Raw genomic sequence first — 9,064 nt, 5'->3', positions numbered from 1 at the left:
CGGTTCGGTGCCGGGTTTCGAAGCGTTGTTGCGCTGGCGCCATCCCGAAGGCGGGCTGCGCAGCCCGATGGAAATCGCCGAGGCATTCTCCGATCCCGAACTCTCCGTGGCGATCGGGGAGCGCATGCTCGATCGCCTGATCGACGACATGCGCAGCTGGGATGCAGCGGGCATCGCGACCGGAACCGTCGCGCTCAACATCGCCAATGCCGAATTTCTCAATCCGCGCTTCGCCGACAGCGTCATCGCCGTGCTCGACGCGGCCGGCATCGCGCCCCAGAGGCTCGAGGTGGAAGTCACCGAAAACGTCTTTCTCGGCCATGGCGCGCAGGCAGTCTCGCGAGCCTTGCGCCGTTTCCGGGAGGCCGGAATCCAGGTCTCGCTGGACGATTTCGGCACGGGCTACGCCTCGTTGACTCATCTCGACCAGTTTCCGCTCAACTGGATCAAGCTCGACCGCTCCTTCGTCTGCCGGGTCGGCAAGAGCACGCGCGCCGAGGCAATTCTCGAAGGGACGATCAAACTGGCACACAGCCTCGGGCTCGGGGTCGTGGCCGAGGGGATCGAGACCGAGACGGAACTGGCATTCCTCGCCGCAGCGGGCTGCCAATTGGGCCAAGGCTATCTGTTCGCCCGCCCGATGGCGGCCAGCCGCGTGCCGCATTTCATGCTTAAAGACAATCCGGGGCCACAACTGTTGGCGCAGCTGTACCCGGACCGCAAGGCGGCGACCGGACCGGTGTGACGAACATCCTGCGCGGGTGCATTACGCGGCAAGATCCGCCACCACCGCATTGAGGATGGGCAGCCCTTCCGGCGTCACGGCGAGGCGCCCGTCCGCCCCCTCGCGCACCAGTCCCTGCGCCATCAGGCTCTCGATCCGCTCGCGCCGCAATGCCCGGCCCGAGAGCGCAGCGAGGCGTTGCGGATCGATTCCCTCGATCAGGCGCAGCCCCATCACCAGGAACTCGTCGCCCTGCTCCTCGCGGGTGAGTGCATCGAAAACCGTGACCCCGTGGCCCTGTTTCTCGGTCATGCCGAGCCACGCCTCGGGATGCTTTTCCGTCTCGCTCGCCATCCGCCCGAGCGGCGTGACGACGCGGCCATGGGCGCCGGGGCCGATGCCGACATATTCGCCGTAGCGCCAATAGACCAGATTGTGCCGCGATTGCGCGCCGGGGCGGGCATGGTTGGAGATCTCGTAGGCCGGCATGCCGTGGCGCTCGCAGATCTCCTGGGTGATGTCGAACAGGGCCCGTCCGGTCTCGTCATCGGGCACGGTGAGGCGCCCGGCGCGATGCAGCGCTTCGAAGACGGTGCCGGGCTCGATGGTGAGCTGATAGAGCGACAGGTGCTCGGCAGCATGCCCGATCGCCTCTTCGAGCTCGCGCGCCCAGCCCTGCGGCGTCTGGCTGGGGCGGGCATAGATCAGATCGAATGAATAACGCTCGAAGGCGCTCGCCGCCATCTTCACGGCAGCCAGCGCTTCGGCACTGGTATGAAGCCGCCCCAAGGCCTTGAGGGCGGCATCATCAAGCGCCTGCACGCCGAGCGAGACCCTGTTCACCCCCGCTGCGCGATAACCGCGAAAGCGCTCGGCCTCGACGCTGGTGGGATTGGCCTCCAGCGTCACCTCGACGTCGCGGTCGACGCTCCAGGCTTCGCCGACGGCATCGAGCAGACCGGCCACGGTGGCCGGATCCATCAGCGAGGGCGTGCCGCCGCCGAGGAAAATGCTGGTGACCCGACGCCCGGGCGTGAGTTCGCGCATATGGGCGATTTCGCGGCGAAATCCCTCCAGATAACGCCCCTGATCAATGGGACGGTGCCGGACATGGCTGTTGAAATCGCAATAGGGGCATTTGGCCGCGCAGAACGGCCAATGCAGATACACCCCGAACCCGGCATCGCGGGTCGGGTGGTCGATTGCGGCAAGGGTGGAGGCGGAAGGCGCGATCATGCCGGTGGTTTGCTGCAACACGAGGCGTTTGGCAACCACGCTTTTGCGCGCAGGCGCTCGTCTTCATGCCGATCGCGCTTGCAGGCGGGCGCCCGCGCCGTTAACCCGTTCGCATGACGATACGCATCGCGAGTCTTCACCGTTATCCCGTCAAGGGCCTCTCGCCGGAACCCGTGCCGCAGGTGCGACTGGAAACCGGCGGGTATTTTCCCGGCGACCGGATCTTCGCCATCGAGAACGGCCCCTCGGGCTTCGATCCCGCCGATCCGCGCCACAAGGCCAAGACGCATTATCTCATGCTGATGCGCAACGAGGCGCTGGCACGCCTGCGCAGCCGCTACGACGATGCAACCGATACGCTCGTGATCGAGGCGGAAGGCGGCGCGCGGATCGCGGCGCGCTGCGACGATCCCGAGGATGCACACGCCATCGCTGCCTTCGTCGCGCGGCAGGTGCCCGGCGACGACCTGCGCGGTGATGCCGCCCTGCTCGCCGCACCGGCCGGCTTTCGCTTCACCGATTCGCGCGAGGGCTTCGTCTCGCTGATCAATCTCGCGAGCATCGCCGCCATCGAGGGCATGGTCGGGGCACCGGTCGATCCGCTTCGTTTTCGCGGCAATATCCACGTCACCGGTCTGCCTGCCTGGCGCGAGTTCGATCTCGTCGGCAAGGTGCTCGAAGCGCCATCCGGCCTGCGGCTCGCAGTGACGAGTCCGATCGTGCGCTGTGCCGCGACCAATGTCGATCCGGGGACGGGCCTGCGCGATCTTTCCATCCCGCAGGCGCTGATGCGCCATCTCGGCCATATGGATTGCGGCATCTATGCGAAGGTGATCGCGCCGGGCAGTCTTGCCGCAGGCGCGCATCTTACGGTGAGCAGTGAGCGGGAGCGGGAGCAGGGCGGATTGCCGTTTTGAACGCAGCGCTTCGTGGAGCCATGTCCGGAAATCCGAACGTGCTCCGGGGTGAATCGTTCGGGAATGCGGACACGGCTGCGCATCATGCGCCACGGCGATCGCGCATAAACACGCATGGGCGCAAGGTTTTGCTAAGACGCGCGGGTTAAGCCGCATCTGGTACGGGTTTTGCCGGAGGGCTCATGTTCTGCCCAGAGGGCGCATGCAGCGTCCGGCAAGACAGGGGACGCATGTACCGGCACGGCCGCAATGGTCCGGGCCGGGGGTGAAAGAGATGGAGGCCAGGCTCTTGTCCGTCACGTTAGCGCTCGTTCTCGGGCTGATCGGGTCAATCCTCGCGCCGTTCGTCGCGGCGCGCTCGAAAACGATCGGCAATGCTCTCGTCGTGGCCGTCCCGGCCCTGCTCTTCCTGTTCTTCCTGATGCAGTTGCCTGCTGTGGGCGAGGCGCCGATCATCGAAGTGAACCCCTGGGTGCCCACTCTGGGGATTGATCTCACGATCCGGCTCGACGGGTTCTCGCTGCTGTTTGCGCTGCTGATCAGCGGTATCGGCGCGCTGGTGGCGCTCTATGCCGCCTCCTACATGGACGAGAAACCGGCGTTCGCCCGGGCGCAGTTCCTGCTCTACATCCTGCTCTTCATGAGCGCGATGCTCGGCACGGTGACCGCCGACAACCTGATGGCCCTGTTCGTCTTCTGGGAGATGACGAGCCTGCTCTCCTTCCTGCTGGTCGGCTTCGATTCGACCAAGCTCGCCGCCCGTAAGGCGGCCTTGCAATCCATGCTGGTCACGGTTGGCGGCGGGCTGTCGCTGCTCGCCGGCATCATCCTGATCGGCGTGACGGCAGATACATTCTCCATCAGCACGCTCATGGCGGATTCCTCCGCGCTGACGCAGAGCCCGCTCTTCAGCGCGATCATCATCCTGATGATGGCGGGCGCCTTCACCAAATCCGCGCAGGTGCCGTTCCATTTCTGGCTGCCCAACGCAATGGCCGCGCCGACCCCGGCCTCGGCCTATCTGCATTCCGCCACCATGGTGAAGCTGGGCGTGTTCCTGCTCGCCACCATGGCGCCGATCTTCAGCCAGGCCGCCTGGTTCGGCCCGACGCTCGTCGCCTTCGGTGGCGCGACCATGCTGATCGCCGCGCTTCAGGCCCTGCGCTCGACGGCCTTCAAGGCCGTCCTCGCCTTCTCGACCGTGGCCTCGCTGGGCACCATCACCATGCTGATCGGTCTCGAGGGGGAGGTCGCGGCGGTAGCGACCGTCGGCTTCATCCTGGCGCATGCGCTCTACAAGGCGGCCCTGTTCTTCTGCGCCGGCATCGTCATCCACGCCACCGGCGAGCCGCGGCTCAGCCGGCTCGGGGGGCTGGCCTCGGTCCTGCCGATCACGGCGGGCGCAACGGTGCTTGCCGCGATCTCCGCCGCCGGCCTGCCGCCATCGGTCGGCTTCATCTCCAAGGAATACCTCTTCGAAGCCCAGCTCGAATCCACCTTCACCACCATCGCCGTGCTGATCGGCGTTCTGGTGAACACGGTCATGGTAGCAATCGCCGTCGTGGTGGTGATGCGCCCGTTCTTCCGCCCGGCCCGCCGCGAGTTGCACGTGCATCACGGCGAAGCGACGGGGATGACGGTAGGCCCGGTGATACTCGGCATTACCGGGCTGATCTTCGGGCTCGCTCCCGGGCTGGTCGCCAAGAGCCTGATCCAGCCGGCAGCCTCGGCGATCTACGGAGAACCGCTCGACGCCTCGTTCTATCTGTGGCACGGGCTGACGCCGATGCTGGCCCTCTCCGCGCTCGTTGTCGTGCTCGGACTGCTTCTGGCGAAATACTGGAATCCGATCCATATCGCGTTGCGCCGCCGCCGCGTCTTCGATCGCCTGCTCACCGATCGCGGTTATTACTGGGTGCTGGACAGCACCCTGGCACTGGCGCGCTGGTCGACGCTCAGGCTGCAGAACGGCGATCTGCGCATCTACACCTTGGTCATCGCCACTGTCGTCACCTTCGCCATGGGCTATGGGCTGATCGCGGGTCAGGGGCCCGTGTTCCCGAGCGTCCCGCATGAGGATTTCAGCATCTACATGGTCGGTGTGACCGGCTTGATCGTTGTCGGCAGCATTGTTGCGGCGCTGACGACCTCGCTGGTCACGGCGATCATCGGTGTCAGCCTGGCCGGCTACGGCCTCGCGCTCGTCTTCCTGCTCAACGGTGGGCCGGATCTGGCTCTGACCCAGTTCTCGGTGGAGACCCTGTTCATGGTGATCGTCACCGCGGTGCTGCTGCGCCTGCCGCTCGTCTTCCGCACCACACGCAGCCGTGGCGAGCGCAGCTTCGACGCGGTGCTGGCCGGCATCTTCGCGCTCGCCATCTTCGCCAGCGTGCTGTGGATCGCGGCGGTACCGTTCAACCCGGTGATCCCGGAATATTTCGCGCAAGACAGCTACACCGAAGCATTCGGGCGCAACGTGGTCAACGTCATCCTCGTCGATTTCCGCGCGCTCGACACGTTCGGCGAGATCGCCGTCGTCGCCTTCGCCGCCCTCGGCGCCTGGGCATTGCTGCGGCGTCACAACGTGGCGAAGAAGAAACCGGCCGGCATGCCGGCGAAGGGGGGCTGATCCATGCGTTCAATCATTCTCGTCGCCTCGACGCGGATCTTCTTCATCGTCATGCTGCTGGTCTCGCTCTGGATCCTGCTGCGCGGCCATAACGAGCCCGGCGGCGGCTTCGTCGGCGGGCTGATGGGTGCCGCCGCCTTCGCCACGCTCGCCTTCGCCGTCGGCGCGGAGGAAGCGCGCAGGCGCCTGTGGATCCATCCGGCGGTGCTGATGGGTGTCGGGCTCGTGCTCGCCGCCGTGAGCGGCCTGCCCGGCGTCGTCCTGAACGGTTCCTATCTCCAGCATCAATGGCTGGAACTGTCGCTCGGGCTGTTCGATCTCAAGCTCGGCACCACGCTCATCTTCGATATCGGCGTCTATTTCGTCGTCGTCGGCGGGGTGCTCTCCTTCATGTTCCGCCTTTACGAAGAGGAGCAGGGATGACTTTCCTCTACGCTGCCGCGATCGCCGCCTATTCGGGCTGCGGGCTTTATCTGATGCTGTCGCGCCATGTCGTGCGCGTCATTCTGGGTCTCGCGCTGCTCACCAACGGGGCGATCTTCCTGATCTTCTTCTCCGGGCGCATCGGCTCGATGCAGCCGGCGGTAATTCCGCTGGGCGACAAGCAACTCGCGCTGGATGCCGCCAATTCCCTGCCCCAGGCGCTGGCGCTGACGGCAATCGTCATCGGCTTCGCACTGACCGCCTTCGCGGTGGCGCTTCTGGTCGCGGCCTACAAGCGCCTCGATACACTCGATGCACGCGAGATGACGGCGGCGGAGGATATGGGCTCGCCCTTCCTGCCTCCGGAAGGAAGACCCGCCGAAGAACCCGCTGCCGCCGGCAGGAAGAGCGACGAGGTGAAGACCAATGGCTGATCAGCTGGATCTGCTCTGGCCCGTCCTGATCCCGATCACGACGGCGGCGCTCGCGGCCTGTTTCTGGTACAATATCAAAGCCCAGCGCATCATCAGCTTCATCGGCCTGGTGCTGCTCTTCGCCGCCTCGGTGAAGCTGACCATGACCGTCGTCGAACAGGGCGTCATCGCCAAGCAGTTCGGTGGCTGGGCGCCCCCCTTCGGCATCAGTTTCGTGGCTGATCCGCTGGCCGCAGCGCTCGTTGCGATCACCGGTCTGCTGGCGCTGACGGTCGGGATCTTCGGCTTCTACGACGTGCGCGCGCGCCATGAGCGCGCCGGGTTCTACCCGTTGTTTCACGGAATGATCACGGGCGTGAACGGCGCCTTCCTGACCGGCGACGCCTTCAACCTCTATGTCTGGTTCGAGGTGATGCTGATCACCTCGCTTGGCCTGCTGGTAATCAGCCGCAGCCGCGAACAGCTCGACGGCACCATCAAATACGGGATCCTCAACCTGTTCGGGACGATCCTGTTCCTGATCGGTCTGGCCCTGCTCTATGGTGCCACCGGCACGCTCAACATGGCCGATCTGGCGCGTGTCCTGCCGGGCATGACGATGACACCGGGCCTGATGACGGCGGCGATGCTGTTTCTCGCGGCCTTCGCCATCAAGGCCGGTCTGTTCCCGCTCTTCTTCTGGCTGCCGGCCTCGTACCACACCGCGACCTTCGCGGTTGGGGCGATCTTCGCCGGGCTGCTGACCAAGGTGGGTGTCTATGCCACCTTCCGGACATTCACGCTGCTCTTCCTGATCGAGGGCGAGACGCTGCGCTACGTCTTCACCTTCATCGCGGCGATGACGATGATCACCGGCGTGTTCGGCGCGGCGGTGCAGTGGAACATCCGGCGTATCCTGTCCTTCCACATCATCAGCCAGATCGGCTACATGCTGATGGGGCTCGCCATCGCCACGCCGATCGCCTGGGCGGGCGCCTCGTTCTATATCATCCACCACATCATCGTGAAGGCGAATCTGTTCCTGCTGGCCGGCGCCATTCGCGCGGCCGGCGGCTCGGACGATCTGCGCAAGACCGGGGGCCTGCTGAAATCGCATCCCTGGCTGGCGGTTCTCTTCCTGATCCCGGCCCTGTCGCTGGCCGGCCTGCCACCACTGTCGGGCTTCTGGGCCAAGTTCCTCGTGATCGACGCCTCCCTGCGGGCCGAGTATTACTGGCTTGCCGCCGTGGCTCTGGTCGTGGGCGTGCTGACGCTGTTCTCGATGATGAAGATCTGGATGGAGGCGTTCTGGAAGGCCTCGCCGGTGAAGCCGTCGCGGCGGCGTCATGTCCCCCTGGCCTTCATCATCCCGATCGCGATGCTGGGCGCGGTGACCATGACCATCGGCCTCTTCGCCGATCCCTTCGTCACCTATGCCCGCAACGCCGCCGACGTGCTGGTCGATCCGCCGCTCTACATCGCACCGGTCTTCGGTCCCGAGGCGGCTGCGGAGGCCGGCGCCCTGATTGCGGGCGAGGCTGCGGAGTCGGAGATGATCGATAACGGTCCGGTGGACGGCGTCGAAGAGGAGATCCGGTGATGGCGCTCTTGAATCCACTTCGTCTGGCTCTGCTCGGCCAGCTCTTCGTCGTCTTCATCATCGCGCTGATCCAGTCCGCTTGGCGCGTGGCCATCGCTGCCTTGTCGCCGCTGGAGAGCCTGAAACCGGCCGTGGTGGCGGTCCCGCTCGATCTGCGGACGGATCTGGGCATCGCCACGCTGGCCAATCTGGTCTCGCTGACCCCCGGCACCACCTCCCTGCATGTCTCCGACGACCGCAAGACGCTCTATGTACACGTGCTCGACAATCCCGGCGTCGAGGCCGTGGCGCAGGATATCAAGGGAACCTTCGAGGGGCTGATCCGGAGGATCGAAGATGTTTGAATCCATCGATGCTTTCGTCACCGGTGCATCCGTCGTGATGCTGGTGATCCTGGTCATCGCCCTGGTCGGCGCCGCCGTGCGCATGATCGTGGGGCCCGGCTATGCCGATCGCTTCGTTGCCCTCGACATGCTGACCGGCATCGCGGTGGCGGCCTGCGCGCTGACGGCAGCGGTGACCTTGCGGCGTGAATTCCTCGATGTGGGGCTCGGCGTTGCACTGATCGCCTTCCTCGCCACGGTGGCCCTCGCCTCCTTCCTCGAGAAGAAGGAAAGGAAGTCCTGATGCTCGCGGTTCTCGCCTTTCTCTTCAAGCTCGTCGGCGTCGGCTTTCTCTGCGTGGCGACGATCGGCGTGCTGCGCTTCGTGGATCCGTTCCAGCGCATGCATGCCTCGACCAAGGCCGGCACGCTCGGTGCGGGCCTCGTCCTCGTGGGCGTCGCCATCGATATGGGGCAGACGGATGCCGTCATCGTCGCCGGCATCACCTTTCTTTTCCTGTTGGCGACGCTGCCCGTGGCCGGTCACCTGCTGGGGCGCGCCTCGTATATTTCCGGTGCACCGCTGGAAAGCAGTGAAGATGCGCTCGACGGCGTGCTGCCACGTTGCGAGGTGCCGCTCGAAGCGCGCGGCGAGGCTGCCTTCGAGCGCCGGATGGAGTCGATGCTGGGCGGCGCAACGGACCATGCCGGCGCTGCGGCAAAGCCCGATACGGCACACAGGGCGGCGGAGGCGGACGCATTCGCGAAACCCGGCTATGACGCGGTCCGTTTCGCCATCT

The 9,064-nt window shown here is 65.5% G+C and carries 10 protein-coding genes; 9 read left to right on the top strand and 1 reads right to left on the bottom strand.

Annotated elements, in window-relative coordinates:
• The coding region (locus tag VKP01_RS00155) for an EAL domain-containing protein (RefSeq protein WP_324409620.1) at nt 1-745 on the top strand (745 nt) is incomplete at its 5' end.
• Between the two features lie 21 nt (nt 746-766).
• Here VKP01_RS00155 and hemW read toward each other — a convergent pair.
• Nucleotides 767-1,960, bottom strand: coding sequence for a radical SAM family heme chaperone HemW (gene hemW / locus VKP01_RS00150; RefSeq protein ID WP_324409619.1), 1,194 nt, complete (start codon nt 1,958-1,960; stop codon nt 767-769).
• A 113-nt stretch (nt 1,961-2,073) separates the two neighbouring features.
• Between hemW and VKP01_RS00145 the strand changes: the two genes are divergently transcribed.
• From VKP01_RS00145 to mnhG, 8 genes are all read left to right on the top strand, one after another.
• A complete protein-coding gene (locus VKP01_RS00145) occupies nt 2,074-2,877 on the top strand; it encodes an MOSC domain-containing protein (RefSeq protein WP_324409618.1) in 804 nt (267 codons plus the stop codon).
• 289 nt (nt 2,878-3,166) lie between these two features.
• Entirely contained in the window at nt 3,167-5,506 is a 2,340-nt protein-coding gene (gene mbhE / locus VKP01_RS00140) for a hydrogen gas-evolving membrane-bound hydrogenase subunit E (RefSeq protein ID WP_324409617.1), read from the top strand.
• A gap of 3 nt (nt 5,507-5,509) precedes the next feature.
• Nucleotides 5,510-5,929: an MnhB domain-containing protein gene (locus VKP01_RS00135; RefSeq protein WP_324409616.1), complete on the top strand. Its 420-nt coding sequence runs from the start codon at nt 5,510-5,512 to the stop codon at nt 5,927-5,929.
• Nucleotides 5,926-6,363, top strand: coding sequence for a sodium:proton antiporter (locus tag VKP01_RS00130; RefSeq protein WP_324409615.1), 438 nt, complete (start codon nt 5,926-5,928; stop codon nt 6,361-6,363). The genes VKP01_RS00135 and VKP01_RS00130 overlap by 4 nt, the downstream gene beginning before the upstream one ends.
• Entirely contained in the window at nt 6,356-7,942 is a 1,587-nt protein-coding gene (locus VKP01_RS00125; RefSeq protein WP_324409614.1) for a Na+/H+ antiporter subunit D, read from the top strand. Before VKP01_RS00130 ends, VKP01_RS00125 begins: the two co-directional genes overlap by 8 nt.
• A complete protein-coding gene (locus VKP01_RS00120; protein ID WP_324409613.1) occupies nt 7,942-8,286 on the top strand; it encodes a Na+/H+ antiporter subunit E in 345 nt (114 codons plus the stop codon). Before VKP01_RS00125 ends, VKP01_RS00120 begins: the two co-directional genes overlap by 1 nt.
• Nucleotides 8,279-8,569: a monovalent cation/H+ antiporter complex subunit F gene (locus VKP01_RS00115; protein WP_074443642.1), complete on the top strand. Its 291-nt coding sequence runs from the start codon at nt 8,279-8,281 to the stop codon at nt 8,567-8,569. The genes VKP01_RS00120 and VKP01_RS00115 overlap by 8 nt, the downstream gene beginning before the upstream one ends.
• On the top strand, nt 8,569-9,064 hold a 496-nt coding region (mnhG, locus tag VKP01_RS00110), incomplete at its 3' end, for a monovalent cation/H(+) antiporter subunit G (protein WP_324409612.1). The genes VKP01_RS00115 and mnhG, both read left to right, overlap by 1 nt.

This window comes from Saliniramus sp. (assembly GCF_035311605.1).
Lineage (GTDB): Bacteria > Pseudomonadota > Alphaproteobacteria > Rhizobiales > Beijerinckiaceae > Saliniramus.
The sequence above is the reverse complement of the archived record's forward strand: the minus strand, read 5'-3'. Positions and strand labels throughout refer to the sequence as shown.

Coding starts and splice junctions, on each gene's coding strand:
- hemW (WP_324409619.1), bottom strand. CDS start 1,960: ATGATCGCGCCTTCCGCCTCCACCCTTGCCGCAATCGACCACCCGACC.
- VKP01_RS00145 (WP_324409618.1), top strand. CDS start 2,074: ATGACGATACGCATCGCGAGTCTTCACCGTTATCCCGTCAAGGGCCTC.
- VKP01_RS00135 (WP_324409616.1), top strand. CDS start 5,510: ATGCGTTCAATCATTCTCGTCGCCTCGACGCGGATCTTCTTCATCGTC.
- VKP01_RS00130 (WP_324409615.1), top strand. CDS start 5,926: ATGACTTTCCTCTACGCTGCCGCGATCGCCGCCTATTCGGGCTGCGGG.
- VKP01_RS00125 (WP_324409614.1), top strand. CDS start 6,356: ATGGCTGATCAGCTGGATCTGCTCTGGCCCGTCCTGATCCCGATCACG.
- VKP01_RS00120 (WP_324409613.1), top strand. CDS start 7,942: ATGGCGCTCTTGAATCCACTTCGTCTGGCTCTGCTCGGCCAGCTCTTC.
- VKP01_RS00115 (WP_074443642.1), top strand. CDS start 8,279: ATGTTTGAATCCATCGATGCTTTCGTCACCGGTGCATCCGTCGTGATG.